This window comes from Pseudomonas qingdaonensis (genome assembly GCF_018398475.1).
Lineage (GTDB): Bacteria > Pseudomonadota > Gammaproteobacteria > Pseudomonadales > Pseudomonadaceae > Aquipseudomonas > Aquipseudomonas palmensis.
Genome location: NZ_CP074676.1, coordinates 1544145 through 1563555 on the forward strand (window position 1 = coordinate 1544145; position 19411 = coordinate 1563555).

Consider the following 19411-nt stretch of genomic DNA (forward strand, 5'->3'; position numbering starts at 1 on the left):
AATACTCCTCAGGGTTGGCCGGGCAGGAGGCCGGGGAGGCTCTGTTGTGGCTGAGATACCACCCGGTTACCGAATCCAAGTGGGTATCGCTTTCCCTCTTTGGTCAGCACGACCCCATCGAGCGTGATCTGTTGGACCCAGAAACCGTTCGGCAGCTCGCTGCCAGGCTTGGCGTCAAGCTCGCTGCCGTCGCTGTAGATCAGGCTTGCCCGTAATTTCTGTCCGGAGCCGCTGATTTCTTTCACCACCGGCAATGCCGATTGGCGCGGCCCTGGGGATGTAGCCGTCATGGCGGGAGTGAGCCCGACAGTAGGAAACTGCGTCACTGGCTGGGGGGGGCTAGGTAGTGTGCCGTTTGCCTCGAGTTCTGCCTTCGCGCGTTCGGCTTTTGCCTTGAGCAAGATGGTTTCGCTCTGCACCTTGCCGAGCTCACCGACGCTGATGGCTGAGAGATCTGTCGCTGTCTGTGCTCCGGCAATTGGCATCCAGAGCGTGAGCAGGATCAGGCTGAAGTTATTTCGCATACAGGACTCCTGTGACTGACCAGATCAGGTGGTCGGCCTTGTATTCGGTCTTGATCTCCTGCAGGCGCAGCCCTTGGGTTGGAGCGCCATTGAAGGAGTCGTAGGGCAGCACGCCAGAGGTGTACGACAGCTGGTACTGCTGCCACTGGGGAGGCGGCGGCGGAGGTGGCGTGGGTTGACCTGGCAGAGCAGGTTCCTGAGGCGTAACAACGGGGATCGGTTGCAACTGTGGTTCCTGAGAGAAACCGTGGAACCAACTGGTCAAATTCTCCAGCGCATCTCTGGCCTCGATGAGGGCGTCGTCACCGGCAGCATCAAGGGAAATGTCGAACTTCAGCAGCCCGGTATTCCCCTGATTGATGAACTCCGGGCGGATAGAGAAGAGTTCTGCGACAGCCATTGTGAACTCGTGAGCGGTGCTGTTACCTGAGCGTTCGTAGGTCGCAATAACCTGTGAACTGTTGCACTTTGCCTCCATGATGGGCCAGCCGCGGATGCTCAGCGGCAACCGGTTCATGAACCTGCTGCAGGCCTCAACGAAATCGGTGACAGAGGGCTGTTTCGCCCAGGGGTGCTCCAGCGCCTGGATGGGTTGTTCCGTGCCTGTTTGCCTCTGCAGCTCGGCCAGCTCTTCGAGGCGTTTCTTCTCCGCCTCGATGGCAGCTTGACGCGCGATCTCTGCCTGATGGGATTTCCATTGTGACCAGGCCAGTAGCCCTCCACCGATCAAGAGGGCCACCAGGAGCAACTGAGCCAGCTCAGGCTTGGACATACCGAACACCAGTGGACGCAGCCGGTATTCACGCTTGAGCCGGGACGGCTGGAGCAGCTCATCGATGTCGATGAGGTCGCCGCCCATGCCAAACTCGGTTGGTAAGAACTCTCGCTCAAACTGGATGCCGCGACTGCGTTGCTGCAACACCCGTTTACGGACTTCCGATGCCGTGGCAATCAGGTCGCAACCCGGGATGATCCTGCCCTCATGGACAGCGACGATGGCATAGCGATCTTGATCGGCGTCGACGGCCCAGGCAGCAATCCATGAATCACCGAGCTGGCCAGCCAAGGTCGCAGCCAGCGAGTACATGCCTTTGTGAACGTCAGCGGAGCGGGAAACAAAGCCCGCCTGGATCATGAGCGACGTTCTTCGGATAGCCACGATGTCCAGGCCGTGCTCATGGCCGTACTGACGGGCTTCCTTCATGTAGCTGGTCATGTTGCCCAGAGGTGTCCAGAGCATGCCAGTGACGAAGACACGCCCCCGGTGCTGGATGGTCTGCACCCGGCTCGAAGGTTTGTGTGTATCGGTGTTCATGAGCGCCGCCACTTACAGGTTGTCCGGGAGGACGATTGGTGTCACCAGTACCACCAGGGCGCTGTGGGACGTGGATCGGGTTCGCCCACCGCCCAAGCCAAAGAAGCTAGGACTGCCAACGCCGGATTTACGGGCGTCATCCCCGTTCTCGTCGAACCCAGTCAGAATCAGTGTCTCGCCGCTGCGCAGACGGACCTTTGGCGCGACGTTCTTGGTGTCGTAGTCCGTGGTCTGGACCTTGGAATCGTTGCTCTCGAAATCCTTGAAAATCGGCTTGCTGCTGATGCTGAGGGTGATCATCAGCAGCATGTTTTCTTTGTCCAGGAGCTTGGGCAGCAGCATCATGTTGAAGCCACTGGTGATCGTCGCCGGTGTCAGTGCGGTGCTGGAACCGACGGAAGCGGTGGTGGTGGTCGAGCTGGAGGCGACATAGCTTTGGACGTTGCCGATCTGGATCGGTGCCGGCTGCAGGTTCAGCGTGGTCACCGATGGCGACCGCACTTCGGAGACGCGCCCCTGTTCTGACAGGGCTTGCGCGACGGCCTTGGAGCCTGCCCACGGTGAGCTGGACGTATCGAGAATGCTGCCGCTGGCAGAGATCGCCTCGGAACTGATGCCGGCGACGGTGTTGCTCAGGCCGAAACCCCATTTCCCAGAGATGGACTTGTAGACAGCGCTCCAGTTGACCGCCGTCTGGTCGCTGTCGCTGAAGTTAACCTCGTAGACCTTGACGTTGAATAGCACCTGTCGAGTGATGCTGCGGTTGGTATCTTTCAGGTAGGACGAGATTCGATTCAGCACCTCCGGCCGGTCGCTGACGGTGAGCGTGCCGGTAGAGCGAGAGAGATACAGCCGCCCTGGAGGCTGCATGCTGAGCATGGCCTTGACGTTGCTCTCGATGTCGCTCATCAGAGAGGTTTTGTACGTCGACTTGGTGCTCTGGTTGCTGCCGGATTCACCCGTGGCTCCCCCCGAAGAAGTCGAAGAGCCCGAGTCGCCGTTGCCGGTGGAGGTCAGCAGGCCCGACTTGACGGTACTCTCGATCTCCAACTCGTCACCGAATGTCCACACGTCGAAGGTGCGGGTGTCGAAGTAGGTAATGCGCACGCCCTGCAGCTCAGGGTCGAAGTGCCACGACAGCCCCAGGCGTGAGGTGGCCTGGTTAAGCAGCCCGGAGGTTTTGCCGTTGTAGTTCAGCCCGGAAATCAGTCCTCCGCTGCTGAGGCCAAAGTCGAATGAGCTTGCGCTGCCAGGCATTGCCCCCGCCATACCATTTGGCAGAAGACCCGCTAGGCTGTCTGGATCAGGTACAGCCTGAGCGGCGCCGCGAGCGGTACTGCCGGCAGACTTCGCGGAGAGGATGCCGGGGTTCAATGCGTCAGGCGCTACAATGACCTGCAGCCCGGTTTCCTTGGTGATCAGCTGAGCCACGTCGGTGATCGACACTGGGCCTGCAGGCCGATAAGCAATGTCACGGTCCAGGCTGAACGGGAGCCCGCGCCTGGTCACCAGCGGCTCAGTGGAAACCCAGGGCTTGTTGCTGAAAACGACCGTGTCGCGGTTTTGTTGTGGCTGCTGGTTCTGCAGGAACTTGGTGTACTGGCCAGCCGTGCGGCCCTGGAACTCTGCTCGGTCGAACGACTCATTAACCCGTTGCACAGCACAGCTGCTCAGCAGGGCCAAGGCGATCGGGGTCAATGCCCAGCGAACCCAAGGAAACTTGTTCATTTCCTCTTCCTCTCAGCGACGTACAAAACGCTCTGGGAGCCTTCGCTACCGTCGACGACGAAGGATCGCGGGGCATTGTCGTAGAGCGGGAACAGCTGCTTGATGGCTTCCTGGAACGGGCCTTCGAAGTGCAGCGGTGCCTCGATCGGATAATTGAGGTCTTCCTGGGCCCAGATCACGCGCCACCGGGCTTTTTTGGCCCATTCCTCAACGGTATCGCGCAGGGTTGATCCAACTTCGGCCGTCCATACTTGGGGCAGCGGCCGGGATGGTGTGGCGGGCTTGACCTCGATAGCCGGGGCAACCACTGCTGTAGTGGTCACGGCAGCCGCTGGCTTGGATGCTGCAAGTTGGTTGGGCGCATTCGGTGCTGGGGACGCAGGTGTCGAAGGTTTAGCCGCGGTGGTTACCATCGCAGCCGAGATAGAGCCATCCTTGGCGGGTGCCGCTGGGGGGAGCGCGAGAGCCACTGGCGCTGGGGCTGCGACAGCGGGTGTAGTCGTGGAGATGGGGGCGGGAGTAGGCACTGCGGCGACGACTACGCCTGGCGTCGAGGCTGGTGTGGCGGGGCTGGCTCCAGGAGCCCGCGCTTTGTCGGCGTAGAGCTGGCCTGCCGGCGTCGACGGGGTTGGTAATTGATAGCCTGGGCGCAGCACGAAGCACACCTGACGGTTCACCTCATCGACTTTCACCTGCCAGGCCGGGCCCGCGAGGACCTGCAGGGTATTTCGCAGAGTCATTGGGCCGAGCTTGTACTGGGCTGCTGGCAGAGGTCGGGTGTACAGGATGTTGACGTGCTGCGAGCTGGGCGGGCAGAGGGCATAACCTGACCGGTCGACCACGTAGAGCATGGCGTCCCGAACGCTGGGGTTCATGCTCGATGGGATGGTCACGTCGATGATCTGTGCCATCAGGTCGCGCTGGCTCGCGTCGGGTTGGGTGCTCACCAAGGTGTAGCGCCCATACCGAACGACCGGTTCCTTCTCCGGACTTGCTCCGTTCGGGTAGATGTCCGGAGACAGCCATTCGGGATTGCGGCTGCTATCGAACGCCGGCTTCGGCGGCTGCTCAGCCTTCTGAATCGCGCAACCCGCAACGAGTGTGGCGAGCGAGAGAGTGGTCAACTGCCTAATCATGAGGCCCCCTGTAGTCATTGAGGGCACGGTGACAGCCAGCAGATTCTCATGCAGCAGGAAATCAATATCACACAGAGTTAGAATTTCCGGCGCGCTTGATGAAACGCAAGTGAGTTGCCGCTTGGGGCGCCGAGGTTGGCCTGACCTCGAATTGGAAAAGATCTACGGAGGTGATAATGCGCGACAGTCGAATTGCCGCTTTCGAACACCTGATGGACTGGGCGAACAGTCTCAGCGCTGAACACAATCGGCGCGGCCTGGAAGACCTCATAAAAATTGTGCTCAGGCCCGTTCAGGCCATCCACTTACGGGACGCATTGCTTCGACCTCGGCATGCGGGCCCTCAGTCGCTGCACTGGATGAGCTCACTTGGTGGGCTGTGGGATGGTTACGCCGATAACGGCACTTGGGCTGCATTTCTGCTGAAGAATTGCCGTCGGCCAGTGGATCAGAGCTCAAGCATCCGGTTGGCCAGTGACATGGTAATCCCGACTCTGTGGTCGGAAAGCAGCATACTCAAAAGCCTCGGCATGATCGGGGAGGGGCGTCAGCTCGGTGCGTTCGTGCAGGATCCAAACCATAGCGTGACCCTGATGCAGCCGTTGAACATAGCTTGGGTCAACGGCGGCAACCACTCGATCGCCCAAGGCATTCTGGGCGGGGAAGGGGTGCTCGTACCTGATGATGTTTATGATGTTACCGAGATCATCAGGGGAGTGCGTTTTGATGGCGAATGCTGGGTCTGTCGGCGAACTGGCGAGAAGCTTGGCTCACCGACCTACGCGGAGTTCGGGTGGGCATGGGAGATCGCACGGTTCCTGATCAACCGCCCAAAGTGATGTGAAGAATAGACGATGGCTAAGTTTCACGAAGCTACTCGATTTAGGCCGCTTTCTGGCGCTTTAATGCAAGGGCCGTAGATCATAACTTCGGATCCCTTTCTCTTGTCTTGCGCTGTATAGCTCAGAAAGTATTCATCTTGACGATACTTGGAATATATTGATTTGATTTCTTCGACATTGTCGTAAGAGACAATCCAAGGTCTGGCTGTATTTCCAAGTGCGTTTGCAATCTGGACGTGGTCGTCGTGAATGTAAAAATTTCGATAAAGTCCCGACCCTTTTATGTAGTATGGTGGATCGAGGTAGGTGAGGGATTTTTGCGGTAGACTTGGTATTACGTTGTGGATGAATCCTAGCGCGTCTTCATTATAGATCTTAATGCGGTTTTTGTATTTGCCGATTAGTTCAATGCGCTTAATTAGATCTGGTTTGTTGAAGCGAACATCTAGTTTCCATTTTCCGGATTGCTCTTTTCCGCCTATTACACCAGCCTTCAGGATTCCTGATCGATTAGTCCGGTTGAGGAAGAATGTAGCCATTGCGAGGTCGACAATAGAGCAGTCTTGGGGGTTGGCTAAAATCGCTTTGAATTTGTGCCAGTTTTCCATGGTAACAGGAGTGTCATGGATAACTTTGCTGATCTCATCAGTGTGGTGGACTGCTGACTGCCAGAATGCATAAATGGCAGGGTCAAGGTCGTTTATGTGGATGACTGATGCATATTCATGGAACATGAGTTCCAAAGCGACTCCCGCGCCACCAGCATAAGGTTCGGCATAATGACCGTCGAGTAGATTGTTCACTTCAAACATACGTTTAATGAAGTGAGCAAATTTTCCTTTACCACCAGGGTAGCGTAGCGGAGTAGAAAATACCTTAGAAGCGCCCATGAATCTGGTTCCAGTCTATCAAGCTGTACATGAAAGCACACACCAAGGCATTTTCCAATGGTTCAGGACCAGATCGCTTCGAACAATGGGCGATATTCCTCCGCGACGTCCTTCAGCTCTGATGGCACAGGCGCACCATGGGCGCTATGTACGAACAGGTTGAAGTGATCAATCGACCCGGGTTGGTCAAATGAGCCGGCCCGCTTGAAGATAGCTTTCGCCGGCCCAGTGGCAACCAATTTTTCTGTTTGAAGATACTTGATTACGGCTTGCACCTTTATGGCAAGTTTATCTCCCTCTGCGCCGCCTCGAACTTCTTTTTGTGTATCCCAGCGTATAATTGGAGTGCCTTCGTCTTTCTTTTGCTTGATGTACTCGTCGCAGGTGATCTCTAAGAATACCCGGAAAGTAACAGCTGTGGCGTTTGGGCAGTCATCAACTTTGAGAACAGAGCGGAGCTCTCGATAGATAGCATTGATTCGAGAGTTTGGAATGCTGAATGACCAAGGCAGCAGATATTTGCGGGCACGCTGCTGAGGTTTAGCTCGAATGCCTGGCTCTTTTTCAACCCCTGGGTTGCCTTGGTCGTTCTTGTTTTCCCCTTCCGGGTCTTCTGTTGCGCCTGGCTTACTAGCGTGTCCCTCATTGTTTTCGCTACTACCACCTTTACCCTCCTGGCTATTGGCGCCGCTACCGTTAGTAGCGCCAGGAGAATGGGACGGTTTGGCTTTGCCTTTAGCCGCCTCGGCCAGCTTGTCTGGGAGAATTTCGGGAGGAATATGTCCGAAGGTTTTTATACGGTCAGAGTCAGCTCTGACATCGTTTACGTTGTACCCGTGGGCCGCAAACATGTCCAATATGAACTCAACGGACGGTGCAATGTGCTCCAGCGGGAGCTGTGGGGTGAGTGTTTTGTTCTCGACTTTAAGTCGAAAGAGGTTTTGGCCAGTAGTCGACTGGAAGATACGAGTCAACGTAGTGACGTCAACTTCGAGGCAGTCTAGGGCGGCTTTTTGACTGAATATATGTTGATTGTCATTAACCAAATTTCTAAGTTGGCGGCCGATGGAGTCGACCCCTGTCTGGCGCGCCCGGCGTTCGTCTCGAATATCACTATCCCAGTTAACTCTCCCGACCCCTCGGTTTTCGCCCGTATGCTTAAGCTCAATCCAAATATCGCCATCTGCTCGGGTGGGTACAACACTGCATTGCAGGTCATCCGGCACACCGTCCGCGAGGTTATTGTGAGCTTTTAGGAAGCCCTTGTAGCCACGCTCAGTCGGGCACAGGTCCGGTCGCTGCAACAGTTTTAGGGCCGTAAGGCGACGGTTTCCCTCAAGAACGATGAAGTTGCCTTCCTCGTCAGGGGTGACCAGCTGCAGCTCCGTTGGATCAAGCCCGTGCTCAACAATGTGCTCAGCGAGACGAAGGATTTTCTTTGCGTCGTCAGGGTCCGCCAGCATGAGCTTGATCGCTTCACGCTGGTTCTGGGCTACGTCGTTACCGAAACGTACGTTCTCCTGGTCGAGCTTGACTTTATCTAAAGAGATTATGCGGATATCCCGCTTCATTGCGTGTTTTTTCATGTCCGTACCGTTAAACCATCCAATGCTGGCACGATGATAATACAAAACGGATGCTATAGATGGGTTCGGCTTTCCATGGCCGAGGCAGGTATTGAGGTCTAACACCCTGAAGCTACTGGTTGATGGTCGCGGCGAGAATGGCCTTGGCCAGGGCGTCCTGCTGCTCTTCTGGCTCAATGAGCTCCAAGCTGACTTGGCGCTTCGCTAAGAGCATCTGCCAGAGCTGCTGATCGATGCTGTTCTCCACGAGGGGGATCTTCACGATCACCGTCCTGAGCTGACCATTCCGGTACGCCCGGTCCTCGGCCTGATCCTGTTGTCCGGGTGTCCAGGGCAGGCCCAGGAAGAAGACGTAGTTGGCGGCCGTGAGGTTGTTGCCGGTACCGGCGGCTTGGGTGGTGCAGATGAAAGCCCTGCAGTCGGGGTCGCCCTGGAACTTGTCGATCGCCTTCTGGCGTTTGGTGAGTGTGTCACTGCCGACCAGGGTGACGTTCCCGATACCGGCTACATCGCACAGCTCCTTGAGGCGCGCGACGGTGGGTTTGAACTCGCAGAACAGGATGACCTTGTCTTCGGGGTCCAGCTCGCCCAGCAGGTCCATAGCGACTCTGACCTTCACCTGTTCCAGGTAATGGCGAAGCGCGCCGAGCCTGGCAAAGATGGGCCTGTCCTCGAGGCGAATGCTGTCGTACTTCTTCCGCTCCTCCACCCCCATCGCCACGGGCAGCAACTGCCGGTGCTTACCCTTGAGCCCGGGCAGAACGTCTTTGCGCCGGCGAAGCATCCAGTCGCCCAGTTCTGCCCGGAGGTTTTGCCGGAACTCTGGGCTGCCGGCGAAGCGTTCGCAGAAATCGCTGAGGGGCAACTGGCCGACCGGGTGCCCCGATAGACGTAGCAGGGTGTGCAGCTCTGTCTCGCGATTGAGGACAGGCGTGCCTGTCAGCAGATAGCGATTCGGCACCTTGGCTGCGATATCGAAGCCATGGCGTGTACGCTCGGCAGTCGGCTCCTTCAACTGGTGCGCCTCGTCGACCACTAGAACGTGGTAATGCTCAGCCAGCAGCACGTAGTCGCCGAGACGCTCGTAGTTGATCAGCATCCATTGGACCAGCGGGTCGTGCTTCTGCACAGCGACTGTCGCGTCGGGGTAGACCGCCAGGATTTCGCGCTGCCAGTTGATCAGCAACGAGGAAAGGGTCACCACCAGGATCGGGCGACCGGCTGCACTGATATGCGCCGCGATGATGGCCTGGCGCGTCTTGCCGAGGCCCATATCATCAGCCAGCAGTGCGCTGGTGCGCTGGAGCAGGTGAGCGATGCCAGCAGGCTGGTGATCGAGCAGGGAATAGCCGACCAGGGCCTGGGCGATCGTGGCATCTGAGAACTCGGTGCGTTCGATCGGCGAGACGGCAGCGAGGTAGATGTCGTTGGAGCTCTCCTCACCGCTGGCGGCTGTCGAGGGTTCCTGAGGAGCACCGCCCAGGCTGATGCGCGGGATGTCTGCTGCTGGAGTCACAGAGCCATCGCCCAGGAGCTCCTGTACAACGTCCAGGATCTCGAACTGATCCTCTACAAGACCGAGCTCCAGGACCAGGTTGCTGCGCAGGATCTCGGCGGTGGCGTTGACTCGCCACGAGCTGGATTTGCCCAGGAACACTCCCCGCATCCGGCGGGCCACTGCAACGACTCCAGGATGATAATCTCCGGACAGCAGCACACCGCCGTCGGCTAGCGGAGCAATTCGCAGCAGCATTCCGGAGATGAAAGCGTCTCGGCGTGGGTTGGCCAGTGCGCTCTCGATCTTCTGTCGGAATGCCTGCCATGATTCAGTGACCTTGCCACCGGCCAGCTCGATCAGCTGGTGGTACACCAGGTCCAGCTCGTCGATGAACTTGGCCTTGGGCACGCGCCAATAACGGCAGAGCGGGTGATCGCCGCGGCGAATGAAGAACCCGCTACGGGCGAACATGACCTTGTTTGCGCCCTCAATGTAGGGCATGAGGATGCCCATGTCGTAGCCGTCGAACACGGCGGCTTCGAGCAACACTGGCTGGCTGTTGAGGAGGCGTGGTCGTTTCAATTGGCGTCCGCGCTCTTGGGCTTCATCGGCACCGTTTGGTCGTGGTGGTAGGCCGCGACCCAACGGGTTAAGAGCACTGAGCCGTGGAGTGATCCTCCCTGGCCACTGATTACATACGCAGCTGGTTCTGCGCCCTTCGGCACACGTCTGCGTTCCTGCTTCCAGTACCCGGCGGTCTTGATGTCTTCAGGTTGTAGCGGCCAGCATGACTCACCTGGCCGGGACTCATAATGGGGGATCTTCGGATTGTTCGCCTGCTCGGCCTTCAGCCGATCAATGACTTTCTTGGAACGAGCCACAAGCACCTCCGGGAGGATGAGTAGTCAACACGTCATCATTCAAGGTGCGCCTGCCCGCACCCGTAAGAGTGAGCAGATTGGCAGCTGAGGGAGAGCGGCTACAGGAGAAATGGATTACCGCCCCCGAAGCATTTTGGCTACAAGCCCCTGGGCTTGGACATATCCGGCTTGCCGCTCACCGAGGGGTAGCTCACACGGCAGTTGTTCACCTTGTACCCGGTGCATCCCCAGAAGTCGTAACCCCCATCACCGCGCTTCTGGCGGCGCGCCAGTGGCATCCCGCACTTGCCGCAGGAATGGCCGCCCTGGTTGCCTGATGAAGCTTCAGGCGAACGCGCCTTCATCGCCACTGTGGGCGCCTGGCGGAGGGCTGCGAGCTCCGTCTGGAGATGCTGAAAGAACTTGGCGACCACCGAGCCGTACTGCTCCTCTCCGCGTGCGATTCGGTCCAGGTCCTTCTCCAGCGTGCTGGTGAACGCCAGTTCGACGAAGCTGAAGCGGCCCTCCAACTGCTCGATGGTGCTCACCCCCAACGGGCCTGGGACCAATTTGCGCTTCTCCTCAACGACCAGGCCTTTGCCGGTGATGTTCTTGATGATCGATGCAAACGTGCTGGGGCGTCCGATCCCCAGTCGCTCCAGCTCCTTGATCAGGCTTGCCTTGGTGAAGCGTGCCGGCGCCTTCGTCTTCTGGTTGAGCACCTCACCCTGAAGCACGCTGAGGATCTGTTTGGGTTCGAGCACCGGCACCGGATTCTTGGGGATGTCGGTCGACTCTTCATCCGTCTCGTCCTTCTGCAAAAGCTTCATCCATCCGAGATAGGCGACAGTGCTGCCAGTCGCGGCGAAGCGCAGAGGCCTCTGATCCGGCCCCCTGGCCAGCAGTTTGGCCATGCGCACGTCGTAGATGGCGTCTGCGAGCTGGCTGGCCAGCGCCCTGATCCGGATGAGCTTGTACAGCGCTTGCTCTTCAGCAGACTCGCCTGCGACTTCATCCTCCCACGCGGTTGGCGCAATTGCGGGGTGACCTTCCTGGGCGCTATCCGCAGCCTTGAACGTCCGGCGCTCGTCAACAACGTCGAGGCCTTGCCTGCGAGCCACTGCCTGGATATCTGGCATGGCTTCATCGGCCAAGTTGGGGTTATCCGTCCGGTGATAGGTGATCACGCCCTGCTCGTACAGGCGCTGCGCGAACTGCATGGTTTTGTCCGGGTCCCATTTCAGCGCTACGCTGGCCGCCTGCTGCAGGGTGGATGAAATGAACGGTGGGGGGGGCGGGCGCCGCTTCTTGCCGTCTTCACATGACTCGACAATAACCGCGCGCGTTGCGGCAACCCTTGCCGCGAGTGTGCCGTCCTGAATGTAGGGGTTTTCTTTGCTCGCGAAGTCGGGGATCGGTTGCCATACGGCAGTCCAGTCCATACCGGTGGTTTCGTCCTTGAAGGTCAGCTCTACCCCGAAGTGGTGGACCACCTTGAAGTTCCTGATTTCTCGCTCGCGCAACACCACCAGGTAGAGGGCAGGTGACTGAACTCGACCAGCGGAGGTAGGTTGGCCCAGGACTCTGCGAAGCTCCTGCGTGACCAGGTAGCCCACCAGGCGGTCCAGCACTCGCCGGCACTCTTGTGAGGCAACGAGTTGCCCATCGATTCTCCGTGCATTGGCCAGGCCCTCTCGTACTCTGGCTTGGGTGATCTCATTGAACGTGACTCGCTTGTACTCGCGGATCCCCAGCGCCTGCTGTATGTGCCAGGCGATACTTTCCCCCTCCCGGTCCGGGTCGGTGGCGATATACACCTCCGTGGCGTCCTTGAGCGCTTTGCGAATGGAGCTGACGTTGCGGGCACTTTTGGGCAGGATCTCGTAGACCGGACGAAGGGTCTTTAAGACGCCGGTTGTGATCATCGTGTCGTCCTGACCCGACTGGGGGAGATCACGGATGTGGCCACCAGATGCCACCACCACCCAGTGCTCGCCAGGGCGGATCTTCTTCATCATGGGCCCAAGCTTCTTCAGCTTGCCCGGTGCCTCGATGATCATGAGTTTCATAGGGTGCCCCTGCACAGATAAATCAGGGAGCACTCTTGCCGCCGACCGGGGACGGCACAACGCGAAATGGTCAACTGGAAGGGAGGGAATTCGGTAGGGCTCAGGCCCACGGAGGAAGGGTCAAAAATTGAGGGTGAGCTGCTGGGCGCGCTTGTACCCTTTCAGCCAGGAGGCAAGCATGGCAGGGTGCTTGTAGGGGCAGGCATATATGGGCAGCCCTTTCTCGGCGGCTTCAACCCCAGCAGCCTCCACCGCAGGATGGGGGTTATTGAACTGGCGCCTGTCCGCTTTTCGCTCCTGGGCATCTTCGTTCTGCATCGATTGTTCCTCATGAGCGCCACTGTCCACGCCAGGCGAGTCACGCCTCAAACGACCTGGCCACCAGCAACTCCCCGACAAGGGCGTTTTTTACGACCCTGTGGCTCACTTCGATACAAGTTAGCAGCCGTAGGGCGGAGATGCCTTCAGGAAATGGTAATTTGCCAACGCTGGCATTTCAAATGTGCCCCTGACCTGGGCAAGCGCTGCTTGCAGCGCCCCTTGGGCTACGAGTTCGCGTCCTCGTCGTAGGAGCTTCACGAGCTGCGGCCGCAACAGAAGGTCCTTGTCGCGGTAATGTGAGGCATCAGACGCCAGGTTCTGAGGAAGGGAGAGCGACGACCCGTCCTTGTCTCCGGAAACTTCACGAGTGGCGCGCCTGAAAATAGCCCCCACGCCAATGCCCGTGTGCCACAGCTAGTGGGGAATCATGCTTGAGCGGTAGAGTGCCGACCATGCCAGCAGCGTCGCGCTGGGGTCCTCCAGTGCGGCACGAACCATCACCTCAGCGTGTTGACCTGAGATGTCGCAAACTGCCTGCCCAAGTCGAAGGAGCTCAGCTTGCACTCCTGCATCCCGGGCCTTGGTCGCAAACTCATACTCCTCGGCCTGCCCATACTCAAAGGTGGCATTGAACCGGAGGCGAAGCATTTCGATGGCCTCCACTTCGGCCTCCGGCAGCATGATGGATTCGCCGTCGCAAAAGACCTGGCGGACGCCATTGAGAGCTCGAACGGCATCCATGTAGCGCGAGGGGTCTACAGTCGCTTTGACCGATGGATATTCCGGGTAGTCGTGGTGCATGGGGCGATACCTCGAAGCGGAATGAGGTGGCGACGATCCGTCCTTGCCCCCCCAGTGACTTCACGAGAGGCGCCTGAAAAATCGCCTGCCAGGCTGTGGCTAGAATGCCGTGGAGATGCCCCATCGAAGGTAGGGGAAACTCGAAGTGACGTCCTTGTCACCAGGAGCTTCGCGATGTGGCGCGCCAAATTAAGAGGGGGCTACAGAGGGATGTCGTCGTCAAAGCCTTCGCTGTAGTGGCGCATGTCGTCGAGGCTCGGCTGAGGAACGTTTTGAGCGTGGCCGCCGCTGGTCTGACTGCGCCCCTGACCTTGCTGGTGATTGGCCGGACGCTGACCATTGCCGTTCGATGCCAGGGTGACCTGTTCGATACGATGCGGGAGGATCGCGATGCGGCTTGCCTCGACCTTCAGCGCCGAAACGTCTTCACCCGTTTGCTTGTCTTTCCAGGTGTCCATGATCGCCCGGCCAATGACCAGGACCCGCATACCTTTCTGGAACAGTTCAGCAAAGCGCTCGGCATCCTGATGCCACCACTCAACGTTGCACCAGAAACCCCCACGATCCTTGTAGCCACCCTGGCCATCAGGGATCGAGTTGTCGAACATCACATTGAGTCGCAGCATGTGCCGCGGATCTTTGTTTCCGTTGGCGAACGAACGGTGCTCAGCTGCGTTACCGACGTTGCCTTCCCAAACTACTGGTGTACCCATGGTCTATCTCCGTTCAGTGTTGAGGTGGGTTCATGATCTGCTGCAGTCGAGCCTGATATTCGGCCTCGGCCAGCCCCATCTTTTCTGCGCACTCGGCGGCCTGTTTGCCGATGGAGTGGATGAGGCTGATCTGCATGTTCAGGGTGATTCGGTGTTGCTCCAGGGCAAACAGGTCCTGCAGCAAGTGGATTGGTGTTTTGGGGGCGTGGACCATCTGAGCCCATACGCCGACACCCATGCGCCGCTCTTGCACGCTTTGCCAGCGAAGAAAGGTTGTGCCAGCTGCTGTGTTTTGCTCGATGAGCCTGACGGGCAGCAGAGCAAATGGATGTTGGCGAACCTGGGCCAGCACTTCCTGGGTAAGGGTGCGCAGCCCCGCCTCCAGCGATGCGCACTGCTCCGCCAACTGGACCAGCTCCCCCTTACCTTTAAAGGGCTTTAAAAGGCCTTTTAGTGAGGCACTCTGTTGCAGCCCCTGATAGGCACCCTGTTGCAGCGGTTTGAAGGCACCCTGTTGCAGTGCCTCCGTTGGTCGGGTGTCCGATCGCATGAGCGTCATGCCTCGCCTTCGAATTCGTCATCCACATCCTCGACCGGGCCTACGGAGCCACGGCGGATGGGCGGGGCAAAGTTCGAGCGGCGGGTGCCTTCCAGGATGTCCTGGGGGATATCGCCGTGGCGCTTGTACATTTCGCGCGCATTTTCAGCCCGGGCATTGTTGGCGGCGAAGTCGTCACGCGATGCGCCGGAGAAGCGATGGAGCTGGGCCAGCCCAAAAAGACTGCGCAGCAGGTGAGCACCTTCATCGATCCAGAACTCGCCATCGCGGCGACCGATCATGGCGACGTGCTGAGCCAGCAGGATGCGACGGACGACTTCGTCGTACTGAGTCAGTAGATGGACGCCCTTGAAGCCCAGCGGGTTGGAGATGAAGAGCGGCAGCTTCAGCGGCTGGATGGAGAGGTTCTCGCCAATTTCGAGTGCTTTGGGGAGTTGGGCCATCACTCCATCCAGGCGGCTGTCGATGGCCTTGAGGGCATCATCTACCTCCTGGATTTTCTCCTCGATCCTGATCATCCACCAGTCGGAGTACGGGTCGTCTTGTGCGGCGGCGCGATCGATCTGGTTGATCTTGAGACAGAAGCCCGCCAGCCCGAGGATGCTGTGTTTGTCATCGGTCTTCTGGCGGCCCAGCCAGATTCGGGCAGCATGGTGGGTGTGGAGAGTCAGCTGGACCTGGCTCCTGAGGGAGCCGATGTTGAGCTGATAGTTGTCAGCCATGGACATGGTTTCCTTATATAAGGTGGGTGAACGATGTCCATGCTGCTTTTAGGCTGTTGGGGGCGCAGTAATAAATGAAGAACCCGGGGTGCTGGATTTGTACTAGTCGGTGCACACGATCCTGGTGTTGCGGGCCGCATCACTGTCAGGTGGTTCCAGTGGAACCACTCGGTTGGCCGTCGGCGCCGGTGGCCAGGTCGGTGGGTGTTGCGGGCCGCAACACTGGCAGGTGGTTCCAGTGGAACCACTCGACCTGGCGTCGGGGCCGGTGTCGATACCGGTGAGTGATGCGTGCCGCAACACTGCCAGGTGATTCCAGTGGAATCACTCAGTTGGCCGCCGGTGCCGGTGGCCAGATCGGTGGGGTGATGCGGGCCGCATCACTGCCAGATGATTCCAGTGGAATCACTCAGTTGGCCGTCGGAGCCGGTGGTCAGGTCGGTGGGTGTTGCGGGCCGCAACACTGCCAGGTGATTCCAGTGGAATCACTCAGTTGGCCGCCGGTGCCGGTGGCCAGGTCGGTAGGGTGTTGCGGGCCGCAACACTGCCAGGTGATTCCAGTGGAATCACTCAGTTGGCTGCCGCTGCCGGTGGCCAGGTCGGTAGGGTGTTGCGGGCCGCAACACTGCCAGGTGATTCCAGTGGAATCACTCAGTTGGCTGCCGCTGCCGGTGGCCAGGTCGGTAGGGTGATGCGGGCCGCATCACTGCCAGGTGATTCCAGTGGAATCACTCAGTTGGCCGCCGGTGCCGGTGGTCAGGTCGGTGAGTGATGCGGGCCGCATCACTGTCAGGTGATTCCAGTGGAATCACTCGACTTGGCCTCGGCGCCGATGGTCAGGTCGGTGAGTGATGCGGGCCGCATCACTGTCAGGTGATTCCAGTGGAATCACTCGACTTGGCCTCGGCGCCGATGATCCTGCCGCTGAGTGTTGCGGCCCGCAACACTCACCACCGTGAAGTGTTGCCAGTGGCAACAGTGGGCAAGCCGTCGGTCCCGGCGGCCAGGCTGGTGGCTGTTGTGGACCGCAGTGCTGCAGGGTTAATCCAGTGGAATCACTCGACTCGTGCTGAGTTCGAATCCTCGAACGATGAGTGATGGTTTTTTAATCAATGAATGATAATGAGAAATGCGCTCCAGCCTGCGGCGGAGATGAACGGGCCAAATGGAATTCTTGTGACGGTACATAGTTTTCCTAGGAGCATGAGACACAAAGCAGCTAGAGCTGCACCCAGCAGGGAGAAAACTAGTGTCCACCCAAGAACCTTTAGGCCGCCCCACGCGCCCATCAATGCCAACAGCTTGAGGTCGCCCCTGCCAATGCTCTCTCCTCCAGTTATTAGTTCGGTTAGTTGACTCACAGCCCAGAGGCTCCCAAAGCCAATGACACATCCCCAAAGTGCGTCCTGCAGTGCGGTGAACAATCCGAAGGAGTTGAGAACTAAGCCGGCCCAGAGGCCTGGAATTACCAGGGCATCCGGCAGGAGGTGGTGCTGTCTGTCGATCAAACTTAGCGTCAGTAAGCACCAGGTGAACGGCAGGGCAAACAGCGCCTGACGTGTTGGACCAAAGTGCAACGTCATCATGAGCGACAACCCAGCGCAGCCGATCTGTACGATCCAGATTTATGCTCGGGACGCTCTGGGCAGTTGGGGGGAGGAATGTTTATGGAGGTCCAGTCCAAGCATTTCACGGGCATCACGCTGCCATTGGTGCTCGAGGAGGGTCGGCAACCAGCAGGCGACCCAGGCACACAGGCGGCCAACCAGCATGCCCAACGCGATGGAGCCAAGTCCCAGGGTGATCTCAGAACTCGTCCAATCACTCATGGGGGGGCTCCGCGCGGCGTCGTGGGTCAAGCAGGGCTTGGAGCGAAGTCAGCGCGGAGTTCGCGGTCTGCATCGCGGTCGCTGTCGGTGCCGGCTTCTGGGCGGGCGGCTGGTCAGGGCGTGCAACCGTCCGTGCCGCTGGAGGCGTTGGCGTTGGCGTCGGAGTCGCAGCGGGCCCTGCAGGGGTCCACTCAGCATTGAAGTCGCCTCGGATGGCCTTGCCCGCCAGGGACGTCAGGTATGCAAGCGGCTTGGCCACGCTCCCAGTTGAGCATCGATGTTTCCACTGGTTGATCACCGCCTCTCGGACATGCTCCGGTACTGGCCCCATGATCTCTCGTGCCTTCACTCGGTCCTCTGGCTTGAGAAGATCCAGGGCAAGCAACCAATTCACACCTGCACTCTCGCGCAGTTGTACAGAGCTTTTAGATACAGACTTGTCTGTATTTGTATACGTACTATCAGAGTTCGGATTCCGAACTGAGGGTGTACTCAGCGGTTTTAGGCAGAGTTCGGATTCCGAACTGAGGGGCAGGTCCCCCTGTTTCGCTGAGTTCGCACTGAGTTCGGAATCCGAACTCAGTGCTTCCGGGGCTAAATCTTGCTGAGTTCGGATTCCGAACTCAGGGGCGGGCAGCGCATTTTGCTTGGTCTCTACAGCCCAGGTCTGGGCATTCAGCCGATCGCTAATCGTGTCAATGCGCGATGGAAGTCTTCGGCCCACGTCGGGATCGCTGGTGAATTCGCGCCAGGTGATGGCCGCGATGTCCTTGATCGCTTTGTTCTGATGCTCCATGGATTGCATCAGCAAGGTCATGTAGTCCTTGTCGAACTCCAAGGCTTCTGCCGGTGTTACAGGCTCGTCGTGGAGCAGATAGACATTCCCCTGAACCTGTCCGTTGATCTCATTGCGGACGGTCCTACCCAAGCTCAACCAACGGGTTAGACGGAGCACGGTCAAAGCCTTTGCCACGGTTTCTCTGGAGGCATGTTTCCCTGGGTTCATGCCCAGGTATGGCCGTAGCTGGTCATAGGTGGGGAAGGCAGTGATTCCATCTTCGTTGACCAGCAGTCGAAAGACTTGCCAGCAATTGCGTTCCAAGGGGGTCAACCGATTGTCGAGCAGGAGTTTACGCGGGACCGTTTCATGCGGATTTCCGCTGAAAATTATCCCGGAGTAGGGTGTAGCAGGCGCTGCAGTAGGGGCGGTGTCCTCAGCTCTCTTTTTCTGTACATGGGCCTCGAGTTGCCCCGAGGCCGAATCTAGGAGCGTGGAAATCGGGAACCGTGTGAGCTTCATCTTCTCTGATCGCCTTCTCCAGGATGGATAGAGGCGGTGCCGCTTTCATCGACATGACGTAGGCCGCCCTCATCCAAAAGGGTGAGCTGTCGTCGCTCAGTGACTCGGGAGCGTTCACTGCTGCCTGGATACAAGCCTTGTTCGACCCACTGAGTGATCCGTGACCAGATCTGCGCAAGCGTGAGACCGTCCGTGCTCAGCTCCTCGGCAACCAGCATGGCCACGTCGAGCATGGCCAAGCTGTCCTCGAGCTCGACGCGGTGCTCATCCATCAACTTGGTCCAGCGGTGCCAAATATGGTGATCCTGATCTTCAGAGAGCTCTGGCCATCGACCGCGTGGGGCACGCACCCCAATGACGGTACGCTGCAATGCGATCTCTTGAGGTGTGAGCCCGAAGAACTTGCCCAGCAAGCTGGTCGTGGCCCCCAGCCGGATCGCGCGCTCGATAAGCCGAGTTTCCTCTTCTGTACGCGCGGCACCGGTCAGCAGCTTGAGGATCATTGAGCTGTTGATTGACACGTTGACCCATGAAACAGGGGTATTGCGGAGCAAACTGAGGACTGTTGGGTGCTGGATCTGGCCCAGCACCTCTGGTTCAACTCCCATCTCTACACAGCGCTGAAGTTGACCGTTACGCATGAGGTCAAGCAGCTGTGAAAGAACCGCTTCGTTAAGTGTTGACTTGGACATTGAGACTCCCTCCCATTCATCTCATC

The 19411-nt window shown here is 58.6% G+C and carries 19 protein-coding genes; 2 read left to right on the top strand and 17 right to left on the bottom strand.

Annotated elements, in window-relative coordinates; genetic code table 11:
* Positions 1 to 8 precede the first annotated feature (8 nt).
* From pilP to pilL2, 4 genes are read right to left on the bottom strand one after another with little or no spacing between them, the layout of a single operon-like run.
* Positions 9 to 524 (bottom strand): type IV pilus biogenesis protein PilP, encoded by a 516-nt coding sequence (pilP, locus tag KH389_RS07220; RefSeq protein ID WP_213607153.1) that lies wholly within the window; start codon positions 522 to 524, stop codon positions 9 to 11.
* Positions 514 to 1839, bottom strand: coding sequence for a type 4b pilus protein PilO2 (gene pilO2, locus KH389_RS07225; protein WP_103470296.1), 1326 nt, complete (start codon positions 1837 to 1839; stop codon positions 514 to 516). The genes pilP and pilO2 overlap by 11 nt, the downstream gene beginning before the upstream one ends.
* A gap of 12 nt (positions 1840 to 1851) precedes the next feature.
* On the bottom strand, positions 1852 to 3567 hold the full coding sequence (gene pilN / locus KH389_RS07230; RefSeq protein WP_213607154.1) for a PilN family type IVB pilus formation outer membrane protein: 1716 nt from the start codon (positions 3565 to 3567) through the stop codon (positions 1852 to 1854).
* On the bottom strand, positions 3564 to 4703 hold the full coding sequence (pilL2, locus tag KH389_RS07235; RefSeq protein WP_213607155.1) for a PFGI-1 class ICE element type IV pilus protein PilL2: 1140 nt from the start codon (positions 4701 to 4703) through the stop codon (positions 3564 to 3566). The genes pilN and pilL2 overlap by 4 nt, the downstream gene beginning before the upstream one ends.
* Positions 4704 to 4879: 176 nt before the next feature.
* Here pilL2 and KH389_RS07240 point away from each other — a divergent pair, with 176 nt between their 5' ends.
* Positions 4880 to 5542, top strand: a complete 663-nt coding sequence (locus tag KH389_RS07240) for a DUF6710 family protein (RefSeq protein WP_213607156.1) — start codon at positions 4880 to 4882, stop codon at positions 5540 to 5542.
* A 26-nt stretch (positions 5543 to 5568) separates the two neighbouring features.
* Here the strand turns inward: KH389_RS07240 and KH389_RS07245 are convergent, their stop codons facing one another.
* From KH389_RS07245 to KH389_RS07290, 10 genes are all read right to left on the bottom strand, one after another.
* Complete coding sequence (locus tag KH389_RS07245) at positions 5569 to 6435, bottom strand: DNA adenine methylase (protein ID WP_213607157.1); 867 nt, start codon at positions 6433 to 6435, stop codon at positions 5569 to 5571.
* Positions 6436 to 6497: 62 nt separating this feature from the next.
* Complete coding sequence (locus KH389_RS07250; protein WP_213607158.1) at positions 6498 to 8021, bottom strand: ParB N-terminal domain-containing protein; 1524 nt, start codon at positions 8019 to 8021, stop codon at positions 6498 to 6500.
* 112 nt (positions 8022 to 8133) lie between these two features.
* A complete protein-coding gene (locus KH389_RS07255; RefSeq protein ID WP_213607159.1) occupies positions 8134 to 10101 on the bottom strand; it encodes a DEAD/DEAH box helicase in 1968 nt (655 codons plus the stop codon).
* Entirely contained in the window at positions 10098 to 10400 is a 303-nt protein-coding gene (locus KH389_RS07260; RefSeq protein ID WP_244988695.1) for a hypothetical protein, read from the bottom strand. The genes KH389_RS07255 and KH389_RS07260 overlap by 4 nt, the downstream gene beginning before the upstream one ends.
* Positions 10401 to 10537: 137 nt before the next feature.
* Positions 10538 to 12448, bottom strand: a complete 1911-nt coding sequence (locus KH389_RS07265; RefSeq protein ID WP_213607160.1) for a DNA topoisomerase — start codon at positions 12446 to 12448, stop codon at positions 10538 to 10540.
* 120 nt (positions 12449 to 12568) lie between these two features.
* A complete protein-coding gene (locus tag KH389_RS07270) occupies positions 12569 to 12766 on the bottom strand; it encodes a CrpP family ICE-associated protein (RefSeq protein WP_023660706.1) in 198 nt (65 codons plus the stop codon).
* Between the two features lie 417 nt (positions 12767 to 13183).
* Entirely contained in the window at positions 13184 to 13570 is a 387-nt protein-coding gene (locus tag KH389_RS07275) for a hypothetical protein (protein WP_213607161.1), read from the bottom strand.
* Positions 13571 to 13770: 200 nt separating this feature from the next.
* Entirely contained in the window at positions 13771 to 14283 is a 513-nt protein-coding gene (locus tag KH389_RS07280; RefSeq protein WP_103518232.1) for a single-stranded DNA-binding protein, read from the bottom strand.
* Positions 14284 to 14296: 13 nt separating this feature from the next.
* Positions 14297 to 14842 (bottom strand): DUF3158 family protein, encoded by a 546-nt coding sequence (locus tag KH389_RS07285; protein ID WP_213607162.1) that lies wholly within the window; start codon positions 14840 to 14842, stop codon positions 14297 to 14299.
* A complete protein-coding gene (locus tag KH389_RS07290; protein WP_213607163.1) occupies positions 14839 to 15564 on the bottom strand; it encodes a PFL_4669 family integrating conjugative element protein in 726 nt (241 codons plus the stop codon). Before KH389_RS07290 ends, KH389_RS07285 begins: the two co-directional genes overlap by 4 nt.
* 882 nt (positions 15565 to 16446) lie before the next feature.
* On the opposite strand from KH389_RS07290, the gene KH389_RS07295 reads away from it, so the two are divergent.
* Positions 16447 to 16662, top strand: a complete 216-nt coding sequence (locus tag KH389_RS07295; protein ID WP_213607164.1) for a hypothetical protein — start codon at positions 16447 to 16449, stop codon at positions 16660 to 16662.
* Positions 16663 to 16673: 11 nt separating this feature from the next.
* On the opposite strand, the gene KH389_RS07300 is transcribed toward KH389_RS07295, so the two are convergent.
* The 3 genes from KH389_RS07300 to KH389_RS07310 form a co-directional block, all read right to left on the bottom strand.
* Positions 16674 to 17150, bottom strand: coding sequence for a prepilin peptidase (locus tag KH389_RS07300; protein ID WP_213607165.1), 477 nt, complete (start codon positions 17148 to 17150; stop codon positions 16674 to 16676).
* A 235-nt stretch (positions 17151 to 17385) separates the two neighbouring features.
* Positions 17386 to 18693 (bottom strand): STY4528 family pathogenicity island replication protein, encoded by a 1308-nt coding sequence (locus tag KH389_RS07305; RefSeq protein ID WP_213607166.1) that lies wholly within the window; start codon positions 18691 to 18693, stop codon positions 17386 to 17388.
* On the bottom strand, positions 18690 to 19385 hold the full coding sequence (locus KH389_RS07310) for a DUF2857 domain-containing protein (protein WP_213607167.1): 696 nt from the start codon (positions 19383 to 19385) through the stop codon (positions 18690 to 18692). Before KH389_RS07310 ends, KH389_RS07305 begins: the two co-directional genes overlap by 4 nt.
* Positions 19386 to 19411 lie beyond the last annotated feature (26 nt).

Coding starts and splice junctions, on each gene's coding strand:
- pilP (WP_213607153.1), bottom strand. CDS start 524: ATGCGAAATAACTTCAGCCTGATCCTGCTCACGCTCTGGATGCCAATT.
- pilO2 (WP_103470296.1), bottom strand. CDS start 1,839: ATGAACACCGATACACACAAACCTTCGAGCCGGGTGCAGACCATCCAG.
- pilN (WP_213607154.1), bottom strand. CDS start 3,567: ATGAACAAGTTTCCTTGGGTTCGCTGGGCATTGACCCCGATCGCCTTG.
- pilL2 (WP_213607155.1), bottom strand. CDS start 4,703: ATGATTAGGCAGTTGACCACTCTCTCGCTCGCCACACTCGTTGCGGGT.
- KH389_RS07240 (WP_213607156.1), top strand. CDS start 4,880: ATGCGCGACAGTCGAATTGCCGCTTTCGAACACCTGATGGACTGGGCG.
- KH389_RS07245 (WP_213607157.1), bottom strand. CDS start 6,435: ATGGGCGCTTCTAAGGTATTTTCTACTCCGCTACGCTACCCTGGTGGT.
- KH389_RS07250 (WP_213607158.1), bottom strand. CDS start 8,021: ATGAAAAAACACGCAATGAAGCGGGATATCCGCATAATCTCTTTAGAT.
- KH389_RS07265 (WP_213607160.1), bottom strand. CDS start 12,448: ATGAAACTCATGATCATCGAGGCACCGGGCAAGCTGAAGAAGCTTGGG.
- KH389_RS07270 (WP_023660706.1), bottom strand. CDS start 12,766: ATGCAGAACGAAGATGCCCAGGAGCGAAAAGCGGACAGGCGCCAGTTC.
- KH389_RS07275 (WP_213607161.1), bottom strand. CDS start 13,570: ATGCACCACGACTACCCGGAATATCCATCGGTCAAAGCGACTGTAGAC.
- KH389_RS07280 (WP_103518232.1), bottom strand. CDS start 14,283: ATGGGTACACCAGTAGTTTGGGAAGGCAACGTCGGTAACGCAGCTGAG.
- KH389_RS07285 (WP_213607162.1), bottom strand. CDS start 14,842: ATGACGCTCATGCGATCGGACACCCGACCAACGGAGGCACTGCAACAG.
- KH389_RS07290 (WP_213607163.1), bottom strand. CDS start 15,564: ATGGCTGACAACTATCAGCTCAACATCGGCTCCCTCAGGAGCCAGGTC.
- KH389_RS07300 (WP_213607165.1), bottom strand. CDS start 17,150: ATGATGACGTTGCACTTTGGTCCAACACGTCAGGCGCTGTTTGCCCTG.
- KH389_RS07305 (WP_213607166.1), bottom strand. CDS start 18,693: ATGAAGCTCACACGGTTCCCGATTTCCACGCTCCTAGATTCGGCCTCG.
- KH389_RS07310 (WP_213607167.1), bottom strand. CDS start 19,385: ATGTCCAAGTCAACACTTAACGAAGCGGTTCTTTCACAGCTGCTTGAC.